Genomic DNA, 26,029 nt, shown 5'->3' on the forward strand with positions numbered 1-26,029 from the left:
GACTGAGGGTTCGCCGCCCATGCAGCCGGCCCTCGCCGCAAGCTCAAGCATAAGAACCTTATAACGGCGAAGCTTGCGGCCAGGCGATGGAGGCCCGCAGCCCGCCCAGCGCCGAGCGGTCCATGCGCAGCGTCGCGCCCGAGGCCTCCGCCAGGTCGCGGACGATCGCCAGACCCAGCCCATGCCCCGGTCCCGCTTCGTCCAGCCGTGCGCCGCGCGCCAAGGCGGCTTCGGCGCGGCCTTCGTCCATGCCGGGGCCGTCGTCCTCGACGACTAGCAGCCCCGCTTCGCCTGAGATCCGCACCTGACGGCGGGCGAAGCGGGCGGCGTTCTCGATCAGGGCGCCCAGCATCTCGGTGACGGCGTCCTGCGAGGCCGGAACCTCAAGGTTTTCAGGGATCTCGACGTCGAACATCAACCGCTCGCCATCTGCCGTGCGCTCCAGCACCGCCACCAGCCGCTCGGCCACACGCAAGGGCGCGGTCGTGGCCGAGAAGGCGCTCTCGCGGGCGGCGGCGGCGCGCGCTCTCGCCAGCTCGGCCTCCAGGGCGGCGGCGACGGCGGCGATGGCGGCGTCGAGGCCGTCGGCAGCCTCGGCGGCGCCGGCCTCGCGGGCGCGACGGCTCTGAGCCGACAGCGCCGCCAGCGGCGTCTTCAGACTGTGGGCCAGATCGCCAGCCCGTCGGCGGGCCCGGGCGACGTCCCCTTCCCGCGCTTCGGCCAGGGCGTTGATGGCCTGGGCCAGGGGTGCGATCTCGCGCGGGTGGTCGTCGGACATGCGCGCCGCCGGGCTCTTGCGCAGGCGGGAAAGGTCCTCGCGCACCCGCGCCAGCGGCGAGAGGCCCAGGGTGACCTGAAGCGCGGCCGCCGCAGACAGCACGACCCACAATCCGGCCAGGAACAGCGCCAGATCGCGGCCGAACGCGCCGCGGGCCTCGCTCAAGGCCTTTGCGTCGCTGGCGGCCTGGACCAGCACCGGCGGGCCATGCTTGTCGGGCCGGACCATACGCTCGACCAGCAGCACGCGATCGTCGAACGGTCCGTCGGCCAGACGCGCGTGCCAGTCGTCGCCGTCGACCTTCGAGGCCGCCAGCGCCTGGTCCCACAGCGACACCGACCGCTGGCTGCCCGCCGGAGCGGTGACCTGCCAATAGAGCCCGCCGGCGGCCTTCATCAGGCGCGGATCGGCCAGGCGCGCTTCGACACTGGGTGTTCCGTCCGGCCCTAGCCGCAACCCCGCCACCACCGCCTGGCCGACGCGGGTCAGTTCGGCGGTCTCGCGGCGGACGATGTGGCGCTCGAACAGCCAGGTCATGGCCAGCCACGACACCGCCAGAGCCGCCAGAATCGCCAGCATGCCGCCGGCGATCAGCCGCCAACGGAGCGAGACGCCCTTCACGCGGTCACGCCCGTCAGCAGATAGCCGAAGCCGCGGCGGGTCTCGATCACCTCGGCCCCGACCTTGCGGCGCAGGCGGGTGACCAGGGCCTCGATCGCGTTGGCGTCCGCAGTGTCGGCGACGCCGTACAGTTGCTCGGCCAACTCGCCGGCCGAGACCGCGCGGCCCGGATTGTGCGCCAGGCAGTCCAGCAGCCGAAATTCCAGCGGCGACAGCTTGAGCGGCGCGCCGTCCAGGGTCGCCGACATCCGGCGGGTGTCCAGGGCCAGGCGACCGGCCTGAATCACCGGCGAGGTGCGGCCCGCCGCGCGGCGCACCAGCCCGCGGGCGCGCGCCAACAGCTCGCCCATCTGGAACGGCTTGGCCAGATAGTCGTCGGCCCCGGCCTCGATCCCCTCGACCTTCTCGGTCCAGTCGCCGCGCGCCGACAGGATCAGCACCGGAAAGGCCCGGCCGTCCTTGCGCCAGCGGCGCAGGACAGACAGGCCGTCCAGGCGCGGCAGGCCAAGGTCCAGGATCACGACGGCGTAGTCTTCGACCTCGCCCCTGTACGACGCATCCTCGCCGTCGCGGGATAGATCCACGACGAAGCCGGCCTCGCCCAGCGCCTTGGCCAGGTCGGGACCGACGACGGGATCGTCCTCGACGACAAGGGCGCGCATTCAGTCGTCCTCGAGCTTCAGGGTCGCGCCGGTCTTGGCGTCCAGCTCCAGCTCGCGGACGCGGCCGTTCTTGGAGAGAATCTTCAGGTCGTATTTCAAGCGGCCCTTGCCGGCCTCCTCCAGCTCGACCTCGATCACCTCGCCGGGCGCGCGCTGGGCGGCAATGGCCAGAATACGGGTCAGCGGCAGGACCTCCTTGCGCAGCAGCGCCTGGCGGGCGGCCTCGTGGGATTGCTTCTTCTTGTCGTCGGCGGACGCGCCGCTCGCGGACACGACGGTGACGGCGGCCAGCGCGAGCAAGGCGATGCGGATGGGATGCTTGATCATGGGCTCGATGATTCCACGGCTATCCTGACACGGCCCTGACGCACGGCAACGCTATCCGTCAGCCCGATGTCAGCCAGGCGCTTCTAAGGGAGCGGCCGACATGACCAGAGGGGCTACGACCATGAACCGCCTGAAGCTCGCCGCCAGCCTGCTGGCGCTCGCCGCCGCCACGCCGGCGCTTTCCCAGACCGTCGCGCCCATCGGGGCGACCGTTCCCACCGCCCAAGGCGGCGCCAACGGCGTGGCCTTGCTGAGGAATCCCTCGGATCCCGCCAAGAGCGTGATCCTGGCCAGCGGCGAACTGGGCGGCCTGGAAGCCTACGGCCTGGACGGCCAGCGCACCGGCGCGACGCCTGGCGGCGAGACCTACGCGGTCGACGTCCGCGACGACCTGATCGCCGTTCTCGACCGCAAGGAAGGCCGCCTGCGGCTGTCGCGCTACGACTTCGCCAGCGGCAAGACCACGGCCATCGGCGCCCGGCCGCTGACGCTGGGCTATGCCGGCGAAGGCGTGTGCCTGCATCGCAGCGCCCGCGACGGCGCGCTCTACGCCTTTTCGCTGGGCGGCGCGGGTCAGCTGGATCAGTGGCTGCTGTATCCCACGGCCGACGGCAAGATGGACGGCCGTATCGTGCGCCGCCTGACCCTGTCGTCGGAGGCCAAGTTCTGCGTCGCCGACGACGCCAGCGGCGCGCTCTATGTCGCCCAGGAAGCCGTCGGCGTCTGGCGCTACGACGCCGATCCCGAGGCCGAGGCGGTTCCCACGCTGATCGACGCCAACCGCCTGGGCAAGATCCAGGGCGAGGTCGGCGGCCTGGCGGTGTTCAATGGCGGCAAGGGCGGGAACTATCTCGTCGCCGCCAATGTCGAGGCCGGCGCGTTCAACGTCTACGACCGCAACGCCGACGATCGCTTCCTCGGGGCGTTCCAGGTCGCCATCGACAGCCCCTCGGGCCTGTACGGCCTGCGCGCGCCGGTCGGCGCGAGCCTTCCCGCCGGCGCGCTGCTGATCGCCGACGACCGCAAGCAAGGCGCCAACAGCAAGATCGTCTCGTGGGCCGACGTCGCCGCCGCCCTGAAGCTGCCCGTCGGCGAGGACGCGCCCGCCGTAGCGCCCAGCAAGCTGGCCCTGGTCCAGGCGTCCATGGAGACCACGCCGGTCGCCAATGACGGCGACGCCGCCGACGACCCGGCCATCTGGGTCCACCCGACCGATCCCGCCCAAAGCACGATCATCGGCACCAACAAGAAGCGTGGCCTGATGGTCTACGACCTGTCGGGCAAGCTCCTGCAGGACCTGCCGGACGGCAAGATGAACAATGTCGACGTCCGCCACGGCTTCAAGCTGGCCGGCAAGAGCGTGGCCCTGGTCGCCGCCAGCGACCGCACCCACAAGTCGATCGCTCTGTACACGGTCGATCCGGCGACACGGATGCTGACCAGCGTCGCCGACGGCCACATCCCGACCGGCCTGTCGGATCCGTACGGCCTGTGCATGTACCAGGACCGCAAGGGCGAGACCTTCGTGTTCATCGGCGATCCGGACGGCCTGATGCGCCAGTGGAAGCTGACCGCCACCGCCGCCGGCAAGGTCCGCGCCCTGCCCGTCCGCGACCTCAAGTTCGACACCCAGACCGAAGGCTGCGTCGCCGACGACGAGACCGGCGCGCTGTACGTCGCCGAAGAGGACGTCGCCCTGTGGAAGCTGGGCGCCGACGCCAAGACGGGCTCGGCCAAGACCGCCATCGCCCGCATCGCCGACAACCCGGCGCTCAAGGACGACCTGGAAGGCGTGGCGATCTACGCCCAGCCCAAAGGCAAGGGCTATGTCATCGTCTCCAGCCAGGGCAACAACACCTACGCCGTGTTCCGCCGCGAGGGCGACAACGCCTATGTCGGCAGCTTTGCGGTCAACGCCAACGGCGCCAGCGGCATCGACGGGATTTCCGAGACCGACGGCCTGGAGGTGACCTCCGCCTCGCTGGGCGCAGGCCTGGAGGGCGGAGCCTTCGTCGCCCAGGACGGCCGCAACGTTTCCCCGCCCGAAAACCAGAACTTCAAGCTGGTCCCGTGGTCGGTCATCGCCGAAAAGCTCAAACTCTGAGCAGAGGCGCCCAGACTCGCGGCGAGACATTCTTTGTCACGAACGCGATGCAGAACCGCAAGGCGTCCTCCCCAATCTTTAAACACAGCACGGCCGCTCCCACGATGGGGGCGGCCATCCCTTTTGAAGATGTGGATCGACGGCGACGGTCGGCCTTAGCCCCTCGCCCAGACGCCACCGGAGTCGTAACGTTATGAAAGTTCTCGCTTCCATCAGCCTCGCCGCCTTCGTGACCCTCGCCGCGGCTCCGGCCTTCGCGGGCCCGGCCGGCGAAGGTCGGACCTTCACCGAAGAAGTTCACAAGAAGCGCATGGTCACCGTCGAGGCGTCCATCGCCTGCGCCGCGCCGGCCGCCAAGACCCTGAGCGCCCGCGCCGACGTCGCCAAGGCTCAAGCTGGCGAAGGCGTGGTCCACGTGACCTTCCACAAGGCCTCCGCCGCCAAGTCGCAGGCCGACGCCGTGCGCGCCCAGGTCTCGGAAATCTGCCGCGCCGCCTAAGGCCCGGACACTAGACGCCGCTTCGGCGGCCAGCCTCCGCGCGTAATCCCCAATACCTGCAATACGCGCGGGGGCGCCCTTTCTTCACCGCGATGAAAGGCCGCGGCCAGCCCAGCCGGAAGACGCTTGGCGCCGAGGGAGGCCCGTCATACCCATTCCAGGGCAGCCCATTGCTGGGCGACGATGGCCGGAAAGCGCTAAGTTCACCTTGTTCGCGGCCTCGCCGCGCTTAAGTACCGGAATGATGGACTCTACAGGCCCAGGCACTATCGCTCTGCCCCGCGAGATGGCGACAGCTCCCGTCGCGCCCGTCGTGCTGATCGTCGAGGACGATCCGGCTCTGCGCACCCTGCTCATGCGCCTGCTGCGCGAGGAAGGCTTCCAGCCGCTCAGCGCCGCCCACGGCGCCGAGATGGCGCGGATGCTGGAGACCAACGCGGTCGACCTGATCCTGCTCGACATCATGCTGCCCGGCAGCAACGGCTTCGACCTGTGCCGCAGCATCCGCCGCGAGAGCGACGTGCCGATCGTCATGCTCAGCGCGCGCGACGACGAGACCGATCGCCTGATCGGCCTGGAGCTGGGCGCCGACGACTATATCGGCAAGCCCTTCAGCAAGAAGGAGTTGATCGCCCGCATCCGCGCGATCCTCCGCCGCACCCAGAACGGCGTTCAGACCGCCCAGCCGCGCGGCCATCAGCAGATGACCTTCGCTGGCTGGACGCTGGATCCGGGTCGTCGCGAGCTGCTGTCGCCCGACGGCGCCTTCGTGGACCTGTCCGGCGCCGAGTTCGACCTGCTGCTGGCGTTCCTCAGCTCACCGCAGCGCGTGATCGGTCGCGAGCGCCTGCTGGAGATGTCGCGCGCGCGCTTCTCCGACGCTTCGGATCGTAGTATCGACGTGCTGGTCAGCCGCCTGCGCCGCAAACTGGCCGTCACCGGTCAGGCCGAGGCTCTCCTGCGGACCGTCAGAGGCGTGGGGTACATCTTTACCGCCGCCGTGGAGCGTAGATAGCCTGCATGAAGCCGTTGCGGCTGTGGCCCCAGCGGCTGGTCGGCCAGGTCACCCTGGTCCTGATGCTGGCCGTGGCGCTGGAGTTCATCGGCAGCTCGATCCTCTTCGAGAACAGCCGGATCTATCCCAATCGCGACAACCAGATCCGGCGGGCCGCCGAACAGCTGGTGACCGCCGAAGCGCTTCTCGACGTCTCGCCGCCGGACATCCGTCCCTCGCACGCCGAGGAGATGTCCAGCCATGGCGTCAGCCTGCACTGGTCGGCGCTGCCGCCGCTGATCAACCATGATCGCGCCACCGAGCAGCAGATGCGGGAGCGTTTCCAGGACGCCGAGCCGACCCTGCGCGGCCGCGACCTGCGCTTCAATGCCGACATCGACCGCAGCCTGCCGCGCGACACCCACCTGAAGGTGGCGCTGAAGCTGCGCGACGGCACCTGGGTCACCCTGAAGACCAAGATCCGCGCCGCCTCATGGGCCGTCCTGCTCAGCAGCGCCGGCTCGGCCTTCATCCTGGGGCTGGGCGTCATCGCCGCCGCAGCCCTGGTGCTGCGCAATCTCAGCCGCCCCCTCCGCGCGCTGGCCGAGGCCGCCGACAAGATCGGCCAGGGCCAGGGCGCCCAGGTTCGGATCGCCGAAAGCGGGGCCGGCGACCTGAAGCTGGTGGCCAAGGCCTTCAACGCCATGCAGGACCGCATCGCCGGCTTGCTCAAGACCCGCACCGAGGCCCTCGCGGCCGTCAGCCACGATCTGCGCACCCCGCTCGCCCGCCTGCGCCTGCGCGCCGGCTTCGTCCAGGACACCGCCGCCCGCGAAGCGCTGGAGAACGACGTCGACGAAATGGCGGCGATGCTCAACTCCCTGCTGGCCTATCTGGGCGGCCAGGAGGATCCCGAACCGCCCCGCCGCATCGACCTGGCCGCGCTCGCCATGACCATCGTCGACGACGCCGCCGACGCCGAACGTCCGGCCACCTTCGCCGGCCTGGAACACGTTCCGGTCATGGCCCGACACCTGTCGTTGAAGCGCGCCATCAACAATCTCGTCGAGAACGCCCTGCACTATGGCGGCAACGCCGCGCTGACCCTGTCGCGCGAAGATCGCACCATCGTCCTGGCGGTCGAGGACAACGGCCCGGGCATTCCGGACGACCAGCTGGCGCAGGTTCTGCAACCTTTCCACAGGCTGGACGACGCCCGCGCCCGCAATACTGCAGGCCTGGGCCTGGGGCTGACCATCGTGCAACAGATATTGCAGCGCGAAGGCGGCAGCTTGGTGTTGAAGAACCGTGCTCAAGGCGGTTTGCGAGTTGAGCTTCGGCTTCCAGCGCTCTGAGAGCAGCTGATACCCTTTGTAACAAAACCGCTGCGACGCAGCAAAACCCCGACACGACCTTCGTAGTGTGTCAGGCGCCACCCGCCTGACGCCCGCCGCGGCGCCTGCCCCCCCTTTTCCAAGCGTCGCGGCGGATAAAGTTCACTTGAGGTTTGGCCCGTCGAGACCACCGCGTCTCGCCAGCCTGGCTTCAGCGCACGGAGGTTCCCTTGGAACAGTTTCTCGAACGCGCCGCGCTGTTCCGCGGCCAAGTCTTCCCCGCCCAGAGCGCCCTGTACGAGCGCCTGGCCAGCCACGGCCAAAGCCCGTCGGCCCTGATGATCTCGTGCGCCGATAGCCGCGTCGTTCCCGAGCTGATCACGCAAGCCGCGCCGGGCGACCTGTTCGTCTGCCGTAACGCCGGCAACATCGTGCCGCCGTTCAGCCAAGCCAATGGCGGCGTCTCGTCGGCCGTCGAATACGCCGTCATGGCGCTGGGCGTTCGCGACATCGTCGTCTGCGGCCACTCGGACTGCGGCGCCATGAAGGCGTTCTCGAACCCGGCCGCTCTGGAAAAGATGCCGAACGTCGCCGCCTGGCTGCGTCACGCTCACGCCGCCCACAGCGTCGTCTGCAACGCCTATCACGGCCTGGACGAGCACGGCACGACCCGCGCCCTGTCGCTGGAGAACGTCGTCGTTCAGCTGAATCATCTCCGGACTCACCCGTCGGTGGCCTCGGCCATGGCTCAGGGCAAGCTGACCCTGCACGGCTGGTTCTTCGAGATCGAGACCGGCCAGATCCAGGCCTATAACGGCGACACCGGCCAGTTCGAGCAAGTCTACGAAGGCTCGCCCCTGCCCGTCGCCGCCCGTCCGGCCAAGCGCATGGTCGCCGCCGATCACCTGGGCATCGCCGCCGAATGACCGCTCCCGCCGCCTCCTCCCCGGCTGCAAAGACCGGTTTCTCGGCGACCATCTCACGTGACTTCATCGCGTCGATCGTCGTCTTCCTCGTGGCGATGCCCCTGTGTATGGGCATCGCCGTCGCCTCGGGCGTTCCGGCCGAACGCGGCCTGATCACCGGCATCATCGGCGGCGTCATCGTCGGCGCCATGGCCGGCTCGCCCCTGCAGGTCAGCGGCCCCGCCGCCGGCCTGGCGGTCATCGTGTTCGAGATCGTGGCCAAGCACGGCCTGTCCATGCTGGGTCCGATCCTGGTCGTCGCCGGCCTGGTGCAACTGGTCGCCGGCGCGTTCAAGCTGGGCCAGTGGTTCCGCGCCATCTCGCCGGCCGTCGTGCACGGCATGCTGGCCGGTATCGGCGTGCTGATCGTCGCCGGTCAGTTCCACGTCCTGTTCGGAGACTCGCCCAAGGCCCACGGTCTGCAGAACCTGGCGGCCATCCCGGGCGCCATCGCCGGCGTGCAGTTCGCGACCCTGACCCAAGTCGAAGCGGCCCTGGCCGTCGGCGTGGTGACCATCGGTTCGATCCTGCTGTGGGAGAAGTTCCGTCCCAAGGCCCTGAAGCTGGTCCCGGGCGCCCTGCTCGGCGTCATCGCCGGCACCGTGCTGGCCATCGCGCTGAACCTGGACGTCCAGAAGATCGTCGTGCCGGAATCGATCGTCGCGGCGATCGCCATCCCCGGCGTCGCCGACTTCGCCAAGATGGCCAACCCCATGCTGCTGGTGACCGCTGTCGCGGTGGCCTTCATCGCCTCGGCCGAGACCCTGCTGTCGGCCGCCGCGGTGGACCGCATGCATGACGGCGAGCGTACGAAGTACAACAAGGAGCTGGGCGCCCAAGGCATCGGCAACATGTTGTGCGGCTTTGTCGGCGCCCTGCCGATGACCGGCGTGATCGTGCGCAGCTCGGCCAACGTCCAGGCCGGCGCCGTGACCCGCATGTCGGCCATCCTGCACGGCGTGTGGATCCTGGCCTTCGTCGCCCTGCTGCCCTGGCTGCTGCGCATGGTGCCGTCCGCGGCCCTGGCCGGTGTGCTGGTCGTGACAGGTTGGAAGCTGGTCAGCCTCGACCACGTCCGCCACCTGTTCGCCCGCTACGGCTTGCTGCCGGCCCTGATCTGGGGCGCCACCTTCGTGATGGTGGTGGCCACGGACCTGCTGACCGGCGTGCTGGTCGGTATGGCCCTGACGCTGCTGGAACTGGTTCCGAACCTCAAGAAGATGCGCCTGAACATCGCCCAGCAAGACGTGGGCGACGAGAAGGAAATCCGTCTCGAGGGCGCGGCCACCTTCGTCCAGCTGCCGAAGATCGCCAAGGTTCTGGACGCCGTTCCCAACAACGGTCGCGTCAAGCTCGACACCCGGGGCCTCACCAGCCTCGACCACACGGTGGCCGAAGCGCTGAGCGACTGGATGAAGGGCAAGGCGCGGGTCGGGGTTCACGTCGAACTCCCCAGCCCCTGCGCCTTCGGTGACCGCCTGCGCGCCGCCGGAGCCCACTAGGACCTAACCCGCCTACCCGGCCCGGGGACGCCCTTCCAAGCGTGTTCCCGGGCCTTTTTCTTAAGCGAAAGCGAGACTTGTGATGAACAAAGCTCAGGAACGCGCCGCGGAGATCGCCGCTCAGGTCGTCGCCGCCTATGTCAGCAACAATTCGGTCGCCGCCGACGACCTGCCGGGCCTGACCGCCCGCACCTACGCCGCCCTGGAGCTGGTGTTCGCCGGCCAGCCGGGCGCGATCGCGCCGCGCAACGCGCCTTCCGAGGAAGAGATCGCCGCCAGCATCACCGACGATGCGATCATCAGCTTCGAGAACGGCCGCCGCTATCGCTCGCTGCGCCGTCATCTGAACCAGTTGGGCCTGACCGACGACCAGTACCGCGCCAAGTGGGGTTTGCCGGACGACTACCCGCTGGTGGCCAAAAGCTTCTCGGACCTGCGCTCCAACGCCGCCCGCGCCCAGCGCTTCGGCGGCCTGGCCGTCGCGGCCGAATAGACAAACGCGCAAAAGAAAAGCCCGGGCGAAACCGTCCGGGCTGAGAAGTTAGGGAGGAAACGCCCAGGAAGGGCAGAGGCTCTCGCCTCACAGAGGGTGAGTTATGCTCGCTTTCTGGCCATTCAAGGGCGGGGTGCGAAAAAACTTCCCGTTCCGCGCGCTTGGCTTGCCGGGGCCGTGTGGTATTCCAGCCGCCGAGACGAGTGAGGGCGTGCGCCCGAAGCGAGCGCCCCATGTCCGACGATCCCAAAGACGTTTCTCCCGCAAGCCCGGCGCCGAAGCCGCGCAAGCCTCGCAAGCCCCGCGCTTCGGCGGCGATGTCGGCTTCGGCCGGCGAGCCGACCGCCACGGCCTCGGATCCCGCGCCGCCCAAGCCGCGTCGCCCGCGCAAGGTCGCCGCCGCACCGGTCGAGCCTGAAGTCGAGATCCCGGTCGTCGAGCCCGAAACGCCACCGCAGGACGCCGAGCCTGAGGTCGCGGAAACCGAACTCCCGGAAGCCGTCGAGGCCGTTCCCGAGGCCGCGCTTTCCCCGGCCGAGCCGGTCGCCAAGCCCGCCAAGAAGCCGATCTGGAAGCGCCCGCTGTGGATCGGCGGCGCAGCCGCCGCCCTGGTTCTGATTGCGGTGCTGGTCGCCTCGCTGTTCTGGTCGCTGCCGCTGAGCCGCGCCCTGGAGCCGCTGGACAACTCCGCCATCGTTCTGGTGGCCCAGGACGGCTCGCCGATCGCCCGCCGCGGCTCGTACAAGGAAGCCCCGATCGATGTGGCCAAGCTGCCGGCCTACGTGCCCGGCGCCTTCATCGCCATAGAGGATCGCCGCTTCCGCAGCCACATGGGCGTCGACCCCAAGGCCATCATGCGCGCCCTGGGCCGCAACGCCCAGGCCGGCGGCGTGTCCGAAGGCGGCTCGACCATCACCCAGCAGCTGGCCAAGAACGCCTTCCTGAGCAGCGACCGCAACCTGCGTCGCAAAGCGCAGGAGGCGATGATCGCGGTCTATCTGGAGATGCGCCTCTCCAAGGACGAGATCCTGTCGCGCTATCTGTCGTCGGTCTATTTCGGCGACGGCGCCTTCGGCCTGCGCGCCGCGGCCCGCCACTATTTCGGCAAGTCGCCCGAACAGCTGTCGGTCGGTGAGGCCGCCATGCTGGCCGGCATGGTCAAGGCCCCCTCGCGCCTGGCCCCCACCGGCAACCTCGACGGCGCCCGCGAGCGCATGGCCGTGGTGCTGGAAGCCATGGTCGAGACCGGCACGATCACCCGCGCCCAGGCCGACGGCGTGCGCAACGTCGCCCCGGTCGAAGCGCAGGACAAGCTGCCGACCGGCTCGTACTTCGCCGACTGGGTCCTGCCCCAGGCCCGCGCCACGATCGGCGCCCGCTATGGCGAGACGCAGGTCCGCACCACCCTGGATCCCAAGCTGCAGGCCCGCGCCGAGCAGATCCTCAACGACTACATCAGCCGCGACGGCAAGGTGCTGAACGTCACGCAAGGCGCCCTGGTGGCCATGCGCAAGGACGGCCGCATCGTGGCCATGGTCGGCGGCCGCGACTATGCGACGAGCCAGTTCAACCGCGCCGACGCCGAGCGCCAGCCGGGCTCGGCCTTCAAGCTGTTCGTCTATCTGGCCGGCCTGCGCGAGGGCATGACCGTCACCAGCCCGATCCTGGACACCCCGGTAGCGGTCAGCGGCTACATGCCCAAGAACCACGAGGGCAAGTATCACGGCCGCGAAGTGCCGCTGATCACCGCCTTCGCCGGCTCGTCCAACGTCGCCGCCGTGCGCCTGGCCCACGAGCTGGGTCCGGCAAAGGTCATCAAGGTCGCCCGCGACCTGGGCGTCACCGAGGACATCCCCACCGACCTGACCATGGCGCTGGGCACCGGTCCGATGAGCCTGACCCGACTGACGGCGGCCTACGCCTCGGTGGCGGCGGGCGAGTATCCGATCGTCGCCCACGGCCTGGAGACCTTCCAGAAGCCGGCCACGCGCCAATACGACAAGGCGGTGCTGGCCAACATGCGCGACCTGCTGCGCTCGGCCACCCATCGCGGCACGGGCCTGGAAGCGGCGATCGCCGGCGCCTACGGCAAGACCGGCACCACCCAGAACTATCACGACGCCCTGTTCGTCGGTTACGTCGAGGACCTGGTGGTCGGCGTCTGGCTGGGCAACGACAACAACAGCCCGATGAACGGCGTCGTCGGCGGCGGCGAGCCGGCCAAGATCTGGAAGGCCTTCATGCTGGCGGCCCTGGGCCGTCCGGCCGCCGCGCCGGTCGAAGTCGATCCGCTGGAAGACCTGGGCCTGCCGCTGGAAGGCGAGATCGGCCCCGACGGCCTGCCGCTGGCCCCGCTGGTCGTGCCGGACGCGCCTGAAGCGCCGCCTGCCGCCCCCGCGGCGCCCGCGGCGCCCATCGCACCCCCTCCGCCTGAGCCGCGCCCCTAGACCACGTAGCCGAGATAGGCGCGGCCCAGCCGCACCAGCTCGTCCTCGAACGCCTGGCTCTGCAGGAAATCGGCGCCCTCCAGCACGGCCGCCCGCAGGGCCCCGTGCACCGCGCGTGACAGCACGAAGGCCTGGACGCGGGTCAGCGGCTGACCGTTCGCATCGAGGATGCCTTCCTCGGCCGCCGAGAACCGCGCCGCCAGCTCGGCATGGTCGGCCTGGGCCAGCATCGCCGACGCCGCGATCCGTCGCGCCCGGTTGCGGCCGGCAAAGGCCTGCACGAAGGCGCGGATGATGGCCCGGTCACGAGCCAGACCCGGCGCGCCGTCCTCGACCACCGCCATCACGGCGCGCCGGTGCGCCTCGGTCTCGCGCAGGGCCAGGGCGCGCAGGATCGACTGCTTGTCGGGAAAGTAGCGATAGAGGGCGCCGATGCTGACCCCCGCCCGCTCGGCGACGGCGTTGGTGTTGAACCCGGCCTCGCCCGAGGCTTCCAAAAGCTGAGCCGCCGCCTCCAGCACGACGTCGACCGTGTCCTGGGCGCGGCTCTGGCGCGGGATTTTCCGCATGTTTTCAGCGGTGTCCATTCCAAGCCCTCCCCGGCCCGGCAGTCCCCGGAAAGTCGAGTAACAGAGCCGGGCCGCCTCCCCTAGCCTTCCGTCAGGTTCGACAAGCCGGAGACTGCCATGACCTGGGCCACCGATCGACTGGACGCGCTGAAGGCCGGGACGGCGACGCCGCCCCCGATCGTCGAGACCCTGAGACTGGGCCTGATCGACGACTGGGGCGACGGCTGGGTGCGCAAGTCCTGGCGGCCGACGCCCGAACTGGCCACCGCCGACGGCTCGCTGTTCGGTGGCTATCTGGCCGCCCTCGCCGACCAGGTCCTGGCCTTCGCAGCCATGACCGTCGTGCCGCACGACCGGCTCTATCGCACCGTGAACCTGCAGATGAGCTTTCTGAAGATCGGACGCGATGGCCCCCTGGCGATCGAAGCCCGCATCGTGGCCCGGACCCGCCAGCTGATCACCGCGCGGGCGGAGTTTCGGCGCGCGGACGGCGCCCTGATCGCCGAGGCGACCGCCCAGCAGATCCTGCTGGCCTTCGACCACTGGCCCGCCGAGCAGGCGGCGATCCAGGCCCTGGCCTAGACTCGCGGCGTCCGCCTAGACTGGCCGCTCAAGTTCAGGAGTGATGCGATGCGCAAGATCGGGCTGGTCGGCGGAATGAGCTTCGAAGCCACGGCGATCTACTATCGCAAGATCAACGAGGCGGTTCGCGCCCGGCTGGGCGGCTTCAACTCGGCCGACCTGGTGCTGGGCTCGGTGAACTTCCAGGAGGTCGTCGACATGCAGAAGTCGGCCCGCTGGGATGACGCCGGCCGCCATCTTGGTGCGGTCGCCAAGGCGCTGGAAGGCGCCGGCGCCCAGTGCGTGCTGATCTGCGCAGTGACCATGCACCTGGTCGCCCCGGCCGTCGAAGCCGCCGTCAGCGTCCCGGTCATCCACGTGATCGACGAGACCGCCGCCAAGCTGAAGGCGGCCGGCTTCCGCCGCCCCCTGCTGATCGCCACGCGCTACACGATGGAGAACGGCTTCTACCAGGCGCGCATGGAGCGCCACGGGATCGACGTCGTCGTCCCCGACGCCGAAGGCCGCACAGCGACCCACGACATCATCTTCGAGGAACTGTGCGCCGGCGTCGTCAAGGACAGCTCGCGTGAGGTGCTGTTGGGCCTGATCCAGACCGCCAAGGCCCAGGGCGCCGACAGCCTGATCTTCGGATGCACCGAGATCTGCATGATCCTGGACGTCGAAACCTCACCCCTGCCCGCCTTCGACAGCACCGATATCCACGCCAATGCCGCTGTGGACTTCGCGCTGGCGGAGTGAGGCAAGGCGACGAAACATGCAAAAACATGCATAGCTCACCACGCACATCGACGACACTGCAGCCAAACACGACTTGAAATGCACGATTTTGCACGATATGGCGTGCAATCATGAACGACACTCCTCCCGTCGCGCGTCGCGAGCTGATCGCCAAAAGGCTGGACCAGGGCCAGACCGTCGTCGCGGCGGCGCTCGCCGAAGAGTTCTCGGTCTCCGAGGACGCCATTCGCCGCGACCTGCGCGCCCTGGCCGCGCAGGGCCGCTGCCGACGCGTCTATGGCGGGGCGCTGCCGATCTCGCCGATCTCGGCGTCGATGAGCGTTCGCGCCGCTGAGGACGTGGACCGCAAACGGACCCTCGCGCGGGCGGCGGCCCGGCTGGTCACCCCCGGCGAGGTCGTCTTCCTGGACAACGGCAGCGCCAATCTGGCCCTGGCCGCCGAACTGCCCGACGACCTGGACCTGAAGGTCATCACCAACTCGGTGCCGATCGCCTCGGTCTTGTTCGAGCGCCAAAGCCTGGACTTCATGATCCTGGGCGGAATGGTCAATCGCGAGGTGGGCGGCGTGATCGACGCCTCGGCGGTGCTGGCGGTTCAACAGCTGAGCATCGACCGCTGCTTCCTGGGCGCCTGCGCGTTGTCGGTCCGCCACGGGGCCTGCATTTTCGACGCCGGCGACGCGGCCTTCAAACGCGCCCTGGTCGGCGTCAGCGAAGCCATCGTGCTGATGGCCGTCACCGAAAAGCTGGAGACCCGCGCACCGCACCGCGTGGCCCCGCTCGAGGCTCTGGACACCCTGATCCTGGAAGCCGACGCGCCCCAGGGCGTCCGGGATGACCTGGCCCAGGGCGGCGCCCGGATCATCCTGGCCTAGCAACCTCCACCGCAGATCGTCTCCCGGAGCTCCCCACCATGGCCTTGCCGTCTTCCGCGGCGGCGCGCCTCGCCACGCGCCTCGCCTTCCTCGTCGCCGGCTTCGGGGTCGCCTCCTGGGCCCCGCTGGTGCCCTTCGCCAAGACCCGGCTGGCGATCGGCGACGGCGCCATGGGCATGTTGCTGCTGTGCCTGGGCCTGGGCTCGGTCGTGACCATGTCGGCGACGGGCGCGCTCGCCGGCCGCTTTGGCAGCCGTCCGATCATCATTCTGGGCGGCGTGGGCGTCAGCGTGTTCCTGCCGCTGCTGGCGATCGCCGACTCGCCGGTGGCGCTGGGCGCGGCGCTCTTCGCCTTCGGCGCGGCGCTGGGCACTCTGGACGTGGCCATGAACATCCATGCCGTCGATGTCGAGCGCGTCTCGGATCGGCCGCTGATGTCGGGCTTTCACGCGCTCTACAGCATCGGCGGCGTCGCGGGCGCGACCGCGATGACCGTCATGCTGTCGCTGGGACTGTCGCCGCTGACCGGCGTGATCATCAACGCCGTCCTGATGCTGGCGGCCATGGGCCTGACCGCCCCGCGCCTGATCCGCGCCAAGGGCGATCCGGACGGCGCTGGGTTCGCCCTGCCGCGCGGCGTCGTGCTGCTGCTGTCCCTGCTGGCGGCGGCGACCTTCCTGGCGGAGGGCGCGATGCTGGACTGGAGCGCGCTGCTCATCACCAAGAACGGCTTGGTGGCGGTGGCGCAGGGCGGCCTGGGCTTCATGCTGTTCTCGATCGCCATGACCGCCGGACGCCTGGTCGGCGACAAGGTCGTCGCGCGCCTGGGCGACGAGACGGTGCTGCGCTGGGGCGGGCTCCTGGCGGTAGCCGGGTTCGTCGTGCTGCTGGCAGCCCCGGTGGCCGTCGTGGCGCTGAGCGGCTTCATCCTGATCGGCCTGGGTGCGGCCAATATCGTGCCGGTGCTGTTCCGCCTGGCCGGCGTCCAGACCGCCATGCCGGCCGCCCAGGCGATCTCGGCCCTGTCGACCATAGGCTATGCCGGCATCCTGATCGGCCCGGCCGGGATCGGCGGCGTCGCACAGATCACCGGCCTGCACGGCGCCTTCTGGCTGCTGGCCGGCCTGTTCGCCCTGACGCCGCTGCTGGCGGGCCGACTGACGGCGCCAGCGCGCGACCGCGAGGTCAGTCCGCCACCAGCTTCCCAGCCGGCGGAACCCGGACGATGAAATGGCCCTTCACGCCCTCGGGCCACTGGCGGTAGGGCACGACGCCTTCTTCGCTGGCGGCGTAGGCCCGGGCGTAGGCGACGATGGCTTCGGCGGCCTCGGCCGTGGGCTCGAACCGGCCCAGGACGTAGCCGATCTTTCCGGGCGCGCGCAGGTGGATCGAGCAGTGTTGCGCGCAGTTGAACAGGCACGGCATCTCCTGGATCGCCACGTCCGTACCGGCCGCGGCTTCGCGCAGGGCCGACGCCAGCAGCGCGCCGCCGCGCACGCCCTCGGGCGTCTCGCGCTCCTCCGCCGAGACCCGGCAGGTGTTGCAGACGACGATGGCGGCCGCATCGTCGGCGTCGCGCAGAACCGTCACTGCGGCAGGGCCAGTCGGTAGACGAGGACCAGGCTGTCGTTGTCGCCCGTCCCGGTCTCGCCCTTCAGGCCCGCGTCGAAGTCCTGGCCGTTGACGTAGCCCTTGGCGGTGGCGAAGTCGTTGTCCGAGCCGACCAGCAGGAAGACGTCGTTGGGCGCCGCCGCGTCGAAGGCCGAGCCGACGGCCAGGGCCTCGATCTTCTCCGGCAGGCTGGTTTGGGTCGAGGGAGACACCTCCAGATTCAGGCCGAACCTGGCCAGTTGCACGGGGTTGAGGATGTTGACCAGCTCGGCCTGGGCGGCGGGCTTGATGTCGGGGTTCAACACGCCGTCCTTGGCGATCGGCTTGGCGTCCTGTTCGTAGGGCGTGCCGGCCAGATTGGAGGCCCGCTCCAGGTCGACCAGCAGGATGCTCTTGTAGACCGGGACGTTGGGCGTGCCCTTGCCCCGGCCATTGCCGTCGCGGGCCAGGACCAGAAGGCGCGTGTCGCTGAGCGCCAGGGCCTCGGACTGGGCGGCGGTGATGTCTGCAGGCCGGCCATCGCCGGCTTCGCGCACGATCGGCAGCTGCAGCACGTAGTGACCGATCGGGGCCTTGGGCAGCTTGGTCCTGGTGATGTCGTAGACCAGCACGCGGGTGTTGTTGCGGGTGGCGTTGTCGCCCGACTGGTCCTGCATGGCCGCGCTCTGCAGCACGGCGATCAGGCGCTTGCCGTCGGGGCTGACGGTCAGAGCCTCCAGGCCCTGGTTGTTGCGACGACCGGTCGTCGGCGCCTTCTCGGCCCCGAAGTCCAGCTGACCCTTCTTCATCGGCAGCAGGGCCGGCACGGTCTGGATGGCGCCGACCAGCTTTGCGGTCTTGTCGAACAGGTAGATGCCCGCCGCATACTCGTCCGAGACGTAGAAGCTTCCATCCGGCAGGTAAGCGATGGCCTCGCTGTCCAGGCTGATCTTGCCTGCGCCCTCGCCGCTGGCCGGCGAGGGATAGCGCACCTCGCCGCGCACGACGACGTTCGAGCCCGGATCCATGCCGGTGAACGGCTGGCCGGCCTGGTCCTTCAACAGGACGCCGCCGGTGGGGGTGATGGTCAGCCCCTGACCCGGAACCAGGCGGACCTGATGCTCGTGGACGCGGTTGGCGTAGTCGGTCGTGCCGACGAACGGTCCGACCATGTTCGGCCCGCGATCCGGCAGGGTCCGCAAGGTCCCGACATAGGCGCCGTCGGCCATCTTCTTCCAGTTGGACAGCGCCATGCTGGAGAACGAACCCAGGGTCTCGCCCTGGAAATCACGCGTCGCAGCCGGCAGCCAGCCCACGGCCACCAGGCCGCGGTTGATGTAGGTCTTGCCGCCGAAGGTCACCGCCGTCTCGCCCGCGCTCTGGTCCCAGTGCGGCGTGAGATAGGCCTGAGACTGGGCCGCAGCTTCGCCGGTCAGGGTCAGGGCCAACAGGCCCGCAAGAGTTCCGGCGAGACGGCGACGCGACATCAGGCGTTCCTCATAAGGGGTGGCGGACTTTCCCAGCGCGCCATCGCACGCCGCCGCAACAAGACGCAATGCGCGCCTGGAGTCGACGAGAATCCGGCAGGCCCACAGCTACCGCTCTCAGCGCCCTTCAACCGATAACGCCTCGCCATTGCGGGGCCAACAGCAGCAAAAGTGTCATCAAGCTGTGAAATAGACGCGACGCTCAAGAACAAACCCAGCGTCAGACGCGAATCCGCGCGGCGCTTGATATCGGGGGATATCCCAATGCTGCTGAGATCCGCTAGCGTGGTGGCCATCGCCGCCAGCCTGATGCTTGCCGCCCAAGCCCATGCCGCCGACGCGCCAGCCCCGGCCGCCGCAGACAACACCGAACTGGACGCCGTCGTCATCGTCGGCGCCGGTCAGACCCGCTCGGTCTCGACCCTGGTTCCGGCGCACCTGGAAGTGCTGCCGCCGGGCTCGAGCGTCCAGAAGGCCCTGAACTTCCTGCCGGGCGTCAGCGCCCAGTCGATCGACGCCCTGGGCGTCAACGAGCAGTCGCTGACCCTGCAGGTGCGCGGCTTCAACACCACCCACCTGGGCTATTCGCTGGACGGCATGCCGCTGGGCGACGGCGCCTACAACAACTACAACGGCCTGACCATCAGCCGCGCCCTGATCTCGGAAAACCTGGGCCGCGCCGACCTGGCCACCGGCATCGCCGGCCTCAGCATCCCGTCGACCAGCAACCTGGGCGGCGCGCTGATCTACGTGTCCAACGATCCTAAGAAGGACATGGGCCTGTCGGTCAGCCAGAGCTTCGGCAGCGAAGACACCTACCGCACGTTCGTCCGCGTCGACACCGGCGAGCACAAGGGCTGGTCGGCCTATCTGTCGGGCCACTACGCCCAGCAGGACCTGTTCGTGAACCAGGGCGCCTACAACAAGTCGACCGGCAAGCAGTTCAACGGCAAGGTCACCTACAAGGGCGAGCGCGGCCAGCTGACGGCCTTCGTCGACCTGTCGCGCACCAACCAGGCCGACGACGCCTACCTGTCCAAGGACATGCTGAACCGCCTGGGCTGGGACTGGGCCGGCTACGCCCCGGACTGGAACAAGTACGTCAGCCGCGCCGCCTGTTCGGTGGCCTCGCAGGCCTCCAAGTGCGTTCAGCCGACCGGTCCGGAGAAGCTGAGCGACATCACCTTCACCAACGGTCAGATCCTGCGGAACGACGACCTGTTCTACATCGCCGGCGACTACAACATCACGCCGACCCTGAAGGCCCACGCCCAGGTCTACCGCCACACCGACAAGGGCGCCGGCAACAACTTCATCACCGGCCTGTCCAACCAGGGCACGACCGACACCTCGGACGACCTGCCGGTCCAGATCCGCGACACCCGCTACACGATCGAACGTGACGGCGTCGTCGCCAGCCTGTCGTGGAACATCGGCTTCAACCACATCCAGGCCGGCCTGTGGCTGGAGCAGAACACCAGCAGCGCCGCGCGCTACATCTGGACCAACGTCACGGGCCCGTTCAGCCTGGCGCAGTTCCTGAAGGGCCGTCCGGACACCGCCCAGTGGGTGCAGTCCACCGACTGGAACACCCAGCAGTTCTACATCCAGGACACCATCACCCTGCTGAACGACGCCTTGAGCATCGACTTCGGCTTCAAGAGCACCAACGCCAAGTCGAACGCCCGGGCCCTCCCCGGCATCGCCAAGGCCCCGGCCGCGGCGGCGACCCAGTTCGCCACCGGCTCGCTGAAGGCTTCTGACAACTTCCTGCCGGAAGCCGGCGTGCGTTGGCGCATCGCTGAAGGCCACGAGGTCTTCGCCAGCTACGCCGAGAACATGGCCATGTTCCAGGGCGGCTTCAAACTGGGTCCGCAATCGGTGTCGCAAGCCGTCTGGGACGCCCAGGGCCGCTATCTCGAGCCCGAGACCTCGACCAGCTTCGAAGGCGGCTATCGCTACATCAGCGGCCCGCTGCAGGTGTCGATCTCGGCCTATGAGGTCGACTTCAACAACCGCCTGCTGCAGTACAATCCCTGCCCGACCAACCAGCAGCAGAACCCGGGTTGCGGCAACTCCTTCCACAACGCTGGCAGCGTCACCAGCAAGGGCGCCGAGATCGGCGTGATGTGGCGTCCGACCGCGTGGCTGAACTGGTACAACTCGGCCTCGTACAACAAGTCGACCTACGACGAAGACCTGAACTGGTGCACGGGCGCCACCTGCGTGATCAAGAAGACCGCCGGCAAGCAGCAGGTCGACACGCCGAAGGAAATGTTCGCCTCGATGCTGATGCTCAAGCAGGGCGGCTTCTCGGCCTCGCTGCAGGGCAAGTACACGGGCCGTCGCTACTACACCTACACCAACGACCAGGGCTTCGGCGGCTACACCACCTTCGACCTGGGCGTCAGCTACAAGTTCGAAGACGTGGGCTTCATGAAGGGCGCCAAGGCGTCGCTGAACGTCACCAACCTGACGAACAAGCGCTACGCCTCCAACTTCGACGGCAGCGTCTATGCGCCGGACGACGCGGCCGGCGCGATCGTGGTCTTCCACTCGTCGGCGCCGCGCCAGTTCTTCGGCACGCTCAGCTTCGACTTCTAAGAGCCGAGACTACGACTCCTCTCCGCCTTCGGGCGGAGAGGAGATGCTCGGCTCCATCAGCGCGCGCGTGACGCCGTTGGTCCAGCCGAAGCCGTCCTGGGTGGGATACTCCCCGCCCCCGCCGGCCCTGACCTCCTGGATATCGTACTTCTCCAGCATCTTGCCGCTGGCCTGGTACTCGCGCTCGACCGTCGCCAGCCAGCGCTTGGCGATCTCGCCCGACAGCGCCTGTTCGCCGTAGCGGCGCAGCCCCGCCACCGCCACCCACTGCAACGGCGCCCAGCCGTTGGGATCGTCCCACTGCTGGCCGGTCTGTTCGGTCGTGGTGCGCAGGCCGCCGGGGGCCAGCAGCTCGTCCCAGGCCTTCATCGCCACGATGTGCGCGCGGCGCTCGTCCGAAGCCCCGACGAACAGCGGATAGAAGGTCGCCGCGCTCAGGTGGTCCAGGCGCTCGCCGGTCTTCCACAGCGCGTCGAGATAGCCGCCCTTGGGACCATCCCACAGGTGATGGGTGATCGCCGCCGCCCGCGCCTTGGCCCGGCCATCATAGGCCTGGACGCACGCCGCGTCGGCCAGCTTGGCGCAGCCTTCCGAGATCGCCTTTTCGAGGCCGAACAGCAGGCTGTTGAGGTCGACCGGCGCGATGGCCGTGGTGCGGATCGTGGCCAGCGTCTTGCCGTCGTCCATCCAGCGCGAGGAATAGTCCCAGCCGCTCTCGGCCCCGGCCCGCAGGTCGCGGAACACCTGCGCGGGCAGCCGACCGCTGTGCAGCGCCGTCTCCAGGTCCTCGCGGTAGGACTCGTCGCGCGGCGTGTCGCGGTCGTCCCAATAGCGATTGAGGATCGCGCCATCCGGCATGGCCACCACCCGGCGATGGGCCTCTCCGGGTTTCAGGCCCTGCTCGCCATCCATCCAGAAGGCGTGCTCGCGCCGCATCCGCTCGACCCGCGCCTTGACCACCGCTGGGTCGGAAACGTCCGACAGCCCGACCATGGCGTAGAAGAACGGCGGCTGCGAGCGGCTGACATAATAGGTCCGGGCGCCGTTGGGGATGTGGCCATAGGCGTCGATCAGCCCGCCGAAGTCGTCGATCATGTTTTCCACCAGATCGGCGCGGCCGTCGGCCTTCAGGCCCAGCATCGTGAAATAGCTGTCCCAGTAGTAGATCTCGCGGAAACGCCCGCCCGGCACGACGAACGGCTTGTCCATGGCCAGGGCCGAACCACCGGCCACGGCCTTGACCGGCGGCCGGGTCAGCTGCGGCCACAGGCTGGCGATGTGGGCCTTGAGGTCGGTGCGCGTGGGGGTCGCCTTGGCCGCAGCCCCCTGCTCCGGGACCACGAAGTTGGCGTGGACGAAGCGCTTGAGCGCCGCGTCGCTGAACCGGGCCCGCGCGCGATAATCGGCCATGATCGCGGCCGGGGCGCGCTTGGGGACCGCATCGACGAAGGTCTTGCCGTCGGCGAACAGCTTACGGGTCTGCACCTGGTGGAACAGCGGGCCGTACAGGTCGGCCGGCGTCTGGACCGAGGTCGCGCTGGGGGTCTGGGCGTGGGCGGACACGGCCAGGCTCAGGGCGACGGCGGCGATCGTGAACGGGCGGATGCGGACCATGCGGACTCCTCGACTGGGCCGGGACTTTACATCCCGCGCCCTGGCTGGTTCACGGAGCGCACCCAGGAGACTCCCGCATGTCCGTCACCGTCTATCACAATCCAAAATGCAGCACCTCGACCAAGGTTGTCGCCCTGCTGCGCGAAGCCGGTCACGATCCCAAGGTGGTCGAGTATCTGAAGACGGGCTGGACCCGCGAGCAGTTGCAGGACCTGACCGCCCGCTCGGACACCGACCTCAAGGGTCTGCTGCGCAAGATGGGCACGCCGGCCGAAGAGCTGGGCCTCCTTGAGGCTGACGTCTCCGACGACGCCCTGCTCAGCGCCATGGTCGAGCACCCGATCCTGGTCAACCGCCCCATCGTCGACGGCCCCAAGGGCGTGGTCCTGGCGCGTCCGATCGAGAAGGCGCTGACGGTCGTCTAGCCGTCCAGACGCCCCCTGCCCGCGTCGCAAAACTGTCTTTAAGCTGTGACACAAGCCCGGACATCGGTCCGGCAAGGTCGCCCTATCGTCGCCCGCCTCGGCCGAACAGGATCCAGACGACAATGAACAAGCTTCTCGGCGCCGTCGCCACGCTCGCCCTGCTCGCCGTCGCCGACAACGCCCATGCCGCCCGCGACTACGTCTGGTCCGCCGGCTCGTCGACCGTGTTCCCCTTCACCACCCGCGTGGCCGAGAACTACTCCAAGAAGACCGGCCGCAAGTCGCCCAAGGTCGAGAGCCTGGGCACCGGCGGCGGCGTCAAGATGTTCTGCGGCGGCCTGGGCGAGCGCTTCCCCGACATGGCCAACGCCTCGCGTCCGATGAAGGCGTCCGAATACGCCAACTGTCAGAAGAACGGCGTCAAGGACATCATCGAGATCCAGTTCGGCTTCGACGGCATCGTCATCGCCAGCGACAAGAAGGGCCCGACCTTCGACTTCAAGCTGGAGCAGATCTATCTGGGACTCGCCAACCAGACCTTGCGGGGCGGCCAGCTGGTCAAACAGCCCTACAAGACCTGGAACGAGGTCGGCGCCAACCTGCCCAAGGCCCGCATCCTGGCCTATGGCCCGCCGCCCACCTCGGGCACCCGCGACGCCTTCGTCGAGCTGGGCATGGAAGCCGGCGCGGCCAAGCTGCCGACCCTGGCGGCGATGAAGAAGGCCGACGAGAAGAAGTTCAAGGCCACCGTCTCGCCGATGCGCACCGACGGCGGCTGGATCGACGCCGGCGAGAACGACAACGCCATCGTCGGCACGATCGAAAAGACCCCCAACGCGCTGGGCGTGTTCGGCTTCTCCTTCCTCGGCGAGAACGCGGCCCGCATCAAGGGCGCGGCGATCAACGGCGTCCTGCCGACCCCGCACACCATCGCCACCGGCCAGTACCCGCTGTCGCGCTCGCTGTACGTCTATGTGAAGAAGTCGCAGATCGGCGTCACGCCGGGCCTGCGCGAGTTCATCAACGAGCTGGTCTCCGACGCCGCTACCGGCCGTGGCGGCTATCTGCGCACCCGCGGCCTGATCCTGCTGCCCGCCCCGCTGCACGCGACGATGAAGGCCGAAGCCAAGGCCGGCAAGGTCATGGCTCCGCCGAAGGACTAGGCTCAGCGGGTCCGTCCTCACCCTGAGCCTGTCGAAGGGCGGGGTTTTCGGTCCCACGGCGCTTGATCCGGCTCGTATTCGTGGAAGGTCGTCGTGATCCCCGGATCGTCGTCCAGGCAATTGGCGGCGATGGCCAGGATGCGGCCGCTCTCTGGATCGCCTAGCGACGCGCCGCAGCGCTTGCAGAAGGTCCGCGTGAAGCGGTGTGGCGGCTTGGGGCGGTAGCGGGTCAAAAGGTCCCGCCCCGCCAGCCAGCGGAACGCTTCGGCCCGGACATAGACATAGGCCTCCGATCCCGCCTTGCGGCACCGCGAGCAGTGGCACACGCCGAGCATCGCCGGCGGCTCGAACAGCTCGAACCGCACCCCGCCGCAGCAGCAGCTTCCCTTGATGGTCAATACAGGCCTCCAGCATCGCCCGCTGTGGACGACCTGGGGATAATTGCGCCTCCCCTGCCGCCAGCGCGGTGTCAGCAGAGGTGGGACGGCGGTGTGGCGGGGTGTCGCGGCTTGGCTCGGACAACCAAACCCGTCATCCCGCGCTTTATGCGCGGGATGACGACGAAGGAGGAGCGTCTACCGCGTCCGCGAGGTCATGCCCGCTGCGGCCGCGTCATCGGCCACCTGCGGATCCAGCTCGTGCGGAACCGTCGCCGGGCGTTCGACCGGCGCAGCAACCACCGGCGCCGTCGCTGCGGGCGGCGTGGCCTGTTCCATCCGGTGCGGAGGCGGTTGCGACGCGCTGGTCTCGCCATTCATCGCCGCGGTGGCCGCATCATCGGCAGCGGTGCGGATCTCGGACGGACCGTCCTCGTAGCCGCCATCGCTGGAGCTGAGAAACAGGATCACCCCGAAAGTGGCCAGCACACCGACGATGAAGCCGAGAATGACCCAACCAAACGGGTTACCGCGACGTTCGCTCATGGGGTGCGCATCTCCTGCAGGCCAGAACGGCCCGCTACCATGCTCTAAACGCGCAAACTAGAGCATGGTTACTGTTTCGGCTGTGAGGCGAACCCAGTTCAGGTCCCAGACCATTTGCGCACGCGACCCACGTCGACGTGCACGAACTTGCTGACCGGATAATAGCCGACGCCCCCCTTGCCGACGTCCAGGGCGGCGGCCTGTAGATGCTTCAGGTCGACGTCTTCCAGGAAGACATCCATGGCCTGGCCATCCATGTGCAGGCTGTGCTTGGCGACCTCGCCGCTGCGGGCGGCCAGCATCTTGTTGGTCGCCGGCGAGCGATAGCCCGAGATCACCTGGAACGGCGTCTTGGCTTCGGTCTTCACGTGGATCTGGTTGAGAATGTCGTAGAGCCCCGTGTCCATCGGGTGGCTCTCGTCGTTGCGATAGTCGCGCAGCACCTTGTTCAGGGCCTGCACCGCGTCGGGCACGTACTCGCCCTTTTCCCAGTAGACGGCTTCCAGCTTTTCGCCGGTGTGCACGTTGCGCAGGTTCACCCACTTGGGCTCGACCAGCGGAACCGCCGCCGCCGTGGGAACCACTGGCGCGGGAAGCGGTTTCCCTTCCAGGATCGCGCCGATGATGTCTTCCTGCGTGCGCGCATTCGCGTCCGCGACCGGCAAAAGGCCAGCGCCAAGCGCGCTGAGGCCCAGCTGAAACAGCTTACGTCGATGCATTCAGGGTACGC

Annotated in this window: 25 protein-coding genes; 15 read left to right on the forward strand and 10 right to left on the reverse strand. The window is 68.8% G+C overall.

Annotated features, from left to right (window positions below; genetic code table 11):
- Nucleotides 1-58: 58 nt before the first annotated feature.
- Genes E1H18_RS07100 through E1H18_RS07110 form a run of 3 tightly spaced genes read right to left on the reverse strand, consistent with a single transcriptional unit; the run spans nucleotide 59 to nucleotide 2,388 of the window.
- On the reverse strand, nucleotides 59-1,399 hold the full coding sequence (locus E1H18_RS07100) for an ATP-binding protein (protein WP_172265301.1): 1,341 nt from the start codon (nucleotides 1,397-1,399) through the stop codon (nucleotides 59-61).
- The gene (locus E1H18_RS07105) at nucleotides 1,396-2,061 is read right to left on the reverse strand and encodes a response regulator transcription factor (protein ID WP_172265304.1); all 666 of its coding nucleotides are present in this window, start codon (nucleotides 2,059-2,061) and stop codon (nucleotides 1,396-1,398) included. The genes E1H18_RS07100 and E1H18_RS07105 overlap by 4 nt, the downstream gene beginning before the upstream one ends.
- A complete protein-coding gene (locus tag E1H18_RS07110; protein WP_172265307.1) occupies nucleotides 2,062-2,388 on the reverse strand; it encodes a PepSY domain-containing protein in 327 nt (108 codons plus the stop codon).
- A gap of 121 nt (nucleotides 2,389-2,509) precedes the next feature.
- Between E1H18_RS07110 and E1H18_RS07115 the strand changes: the two genes are divergently transcribed.
- The 8 genes from E1H18_RS07115 (at nucleotide 2,510) to E1H18_RS07150 (ending at nucleotide 12,726) form a co-directional block, all read left to right on the forward strand.
- Nucleotides 2,510-4,492 (forward strand): phytase, encoded by a 1,983-nt coding sequence (locus E1H18_RS07115; protein ID WP_172265748.1) that lies wholly within the window; start codon nucleotides 2,510-2,512, stop codon nucleotides 4,490-4,492.
- Nucleotides 4,493-4,685: 193 nt separating this feature from the next.
- Entirely contained in the window at nucleotides 4,686-4,991 is a 306-nt protein-coding gene (locus tag E1H18_RS07120) for a hypothetical protein (protein WP_172265310.1), read from the forward strand.
- Between the two features lie 286 nt (nucleotides 4,992-5,277).
- Nucleotides 5,278-6,006, forward strand: coding sequence for a response regulator (locus E1H18_RS07125; protein ID WP_172265313.1), 729 nt, complete (start codon nucleotides 5,278-5,280; stop codon nucleotides 6,004-6,006).
- A 5-nt stretch (nucleotides 6,007-6,011) separates the two neighbouring features.
- Complete coding sequence (locus tag E1H18_RS07130; protein ID WP_172265316.1) at nucleotides 6,012-7,340, forward strand: ATP-binding protein; 1,329 nt, start codon at nucleotides 6,012-6,014, stop codon at nucleotides 7,338-7,340.
- A gap of 209 nt (nucleotides 7,341-7,549) precedes the next feature.
- Nucleotides 7,550-8,245 (forward strand): carbonic anhydrase, encoded by a 696-nt coding sequence (locus tag E1H18_RS07135; protein ID WP_172265319.1) that lies wholly within the window; start codon nucleotides 7,550-7,552, stop codon nucleotides 8,243-8,245.
- On the forward strand, nucleotides 8,242-9,786 hold the full coding sequence (locus E1H18_RS07140; protein WP_172265322.1) for a SulP family inorganic anion transporter: 1,545 nt from the start codon (nucleotides 8,242-8,244) through the stop codon (nucleotides 9,784-9,786). The genes E1H18_RS07135 and E1H18_RS07140 overlap by 4 nt, the downstream gene beginning before the upstream one ends.
- An 82-nt stretch (nucleotides 9,787-9,868) precedes the next feature.
- Nucleotides 9,869-10,279 (forward strand): MucR family transcriptional regulator, encoded by a 411-nt coding sequence (locus tag E1H18_RS07145; protein ID WP_172265325.1) that lies wholly within the window; start codon nucleotides 9,869-9,871, stop codon nucleotides 10,277-10,279.
- 233 nt (nucleotides 10,280-10,512) lie between these two features.
- Complete coding sequence (locus E1H18_RS07150) at nucleotides 10,513-12,726, forward strand: transglycosylase domain-containing protein (RefSeq protein ID WP_172265328.1); 2,214 nt, start codon at nucleotides 10,513-10,515, stop codon at nucleotides 12,724-12,726.
- Here the strand turns inward: E1H18_RS07150 and E1H18_RS07155 are convergent.
- A complete protein-coding gene (locus tag E1H18_RS07155; protein WP_172265331.1) occupies nucleotides 12,723-13,313 on the reverse strand; it encodes a TetR/AcrR family transcriptional regulator in 591 nt (196 codons plus the stop codon). The two genes, E1H18_RS07150 and E1H18_RS07155, sit on opposite strands and share 4 nt — an antisense overlap.
- A 99-nt stretch (nucleotides 13,314-13,412) precedes the next feature.
- On the opposite strand from E1H18_RS07155, the gene E1H18_RS07160 reads away from it, so the two are divergent.
- From E1H18_RS07160 to E1H18_RS07175, 4 genes are all read left to right on the forward strand, one after another.
- The gene (locus tag E1H18_RS07160; protein ID WP_172265334.1) at nucleotides 13,413-13,877 is read left to right on the forward strand and encodes a PaaI family thioesterase; all 465 of its coding nucleotides are present in this window, start codon (nucleotides 13,413-13,415) and stop codon (nucleotides 13,875-13,877) included.
- Nucleotides 13,878-13,925: 48 nt separating this feature from the next.
- Nucleotides 13,926-14,618, forward strand: a complete 693-nt coding sequence (locus E1H18_RS07165) for an aspartate/glutamate racemase family protein (protein ID WP_172265337.1) — start codon at nucleotides 13,926-13,928, stop codon at nucleotides 14,616-14,618.
- A gap of 110 nt (nucleotides 14,619-14,728) precedes the next feature.
- On the forward strand, nucleotides 14,729-15,493 hold the full coding sequence (locus tag E1H18_RS07170) for a DeoR/GlpR family DNA-binding transcription regulator (RefSeq protein ID WP_172265340.1): 765 nt from the start codon (nucleotides 14,729-14,731) through the stop codon (nucleotides 15,491-15,493).
- Nucleotides 15,494-15,531: 38 nt separating this feature from the next.
- A complete protein-coding gene (locus E1H18_RS07175; protein WP_172265343.1) occupies nucleotides 15,532-16,722 on the forward strand; it encodes an MFS transporter in 1,191 nt (396 codons plus the stop codon).
- Here E1H18_RS07175 and E1H18_RS07180 read toward each other — a convergent pair.
- Both E1H18_RS07180 and E1H18_RS07185 read right to left on the reverse strand, forming a co-directional pair.
- Nucleotides 16,679-17,083 (reverse strand): DUF1636 family protein, encoded by a 405-nt coding sequence (locus tag E1H18_RS07180; protein WP_172265346.1) that lies wholly within the window; start codon nucleotides 17,081-17,083, stop codon nucleotides 16,679-16,681. The genes E1H18_RS07175 and E1H18_RS07180 overlap by 44 nt on opposite strands.
- Nucleotides 17,080-18,570 (reverse strand): esterase-like activity of phytase family protein, encoded by a 1,491-nt coding sequence (locus E1H18_RS07185; protein WP_172265349.1) that lies wholly within the window; start codon nucleotides 18,568-18,570, stop codon nucleotides 17,080-17,082. Before E1H18_RS07185 ends, E1H18_RS07180 begins: the two co-directional genes overlap by 4 nt.
- A gap of 264 nt (nucleotides 18,571-18,834) precedes the next feature.
- On the opposite strand from E1H18_RS07185, the gene E1H18_RS07190 reads away from it, so the two are divergent.
- Nucleotides 18,835-21,174 (forward strand): TonB-dependent receptor, encoded by a 2,340-nt coding sequence (locus E1H18_RS07190; RefSeq protein ID WP_172265352.1) that lies wholly within the window; start codon nucleotides 18,835-18,837, stop codon nucleotides 21,172-21,174.
- A gap of 9 nt (nucleotides 21,175-21,183) precedes the next feature.
- Here E1H18_RS07190 and treF read toward each other — a convergent pair whose 3' ends face one another.
- Entirely contained in the window at nucleotides 21,184-22,788 is a 1,605-nt protein-coding gene (gene treF, locus E1H18_RS07195; RefSeq protein WP_172265355.1) for an alpha,alpha-trehalase TreF, read from the reverse strand.
- Nucleotides 22,789-22,865: 77 nt separating this feature from the next.
- On the opposite strand from treF, the gene E1H18_RS07200 reads away from it, so the two are divergent.
- Nucleotides 22,866-23,213: an arsenate reductase family protein gene (locus E1H18_RS07200; protein ID WP_172265358.1), complete on the forward strand. Its 348-nt coding sequence runs from the start codon at nucleotides 22,866-22,868 to the stop codon at nucleotides 23,211-23,213.
- A 122-nt stretch (nucleotides 23,214-23,335) separates the two neighbouring features.
- Entirely contained in the window at nucleotides 23,336-24,376 is a 1,041-nt protein-coding gene (locus tag E1H18_RS07205; protein ID WP_172265361.1) for a substrate-binding domain-containing protein, read from the forward strand.
- Between the two features lie 17 nt (nucleotides 24,377-24,393).
- Here E1H18_RS07205 and E1H18_RS07210 read toward each other — a convergent pair whose 3' ends face one another.
- The 3 genes from E1H18_RS07210 to E1H18_RS07220 form a co-directional block, all read right to left on the reverse strand.
- Nucleotides 24,394-24,774 (reverse strand): GFA family protein, encoded by a 381-nt coding sequence (locus E1H18_RS07210; protein ID WP_172265364.1) that lies wholly within the window; start codon nucleotides 24,772-24,774, stop codon nucleotides 24,394-24,396.
- Nucleotides 24,775-24,951: 177 nt separating this feature from the next.
- Nucleotides 24,952-25,299 (reverse strand): hypothetical protein, encoded by a 348-nt coding sequence (locus E1H18_RS07215; RefSeq protein WP_172265367.1) that lies wholly within the window; start codon nucleotides 25,297-25,299, stop codon nucleotides 24,952-24,954.
- A gap of 98 nt (nucleotides 25,300-25,397) precedes the next feature.
- Nucleotides 25,398-26,018 (reverse strand): DUF882 domain-containing protein, encoded by a 621-nt coding sequence (locus E1H18_RS07220; protein WP_172265370.1) that lies wholly within the window; start codon nucleotides 26,016-26,018, stop codon nucleotides 25,398-25,400.
- Nucleotides 26,019-26,029: the final 11 nt, after the last annotated feature.

The sequence above is a fragment of the Caulobacter sp. RHG1 genome, assembly GCF_013181195.1.
GTDB lineage: Bacteria > Pseudomonadota > Alphaproteobacteria > Caulobacterales > Caulobacteraceae > Caulobacter.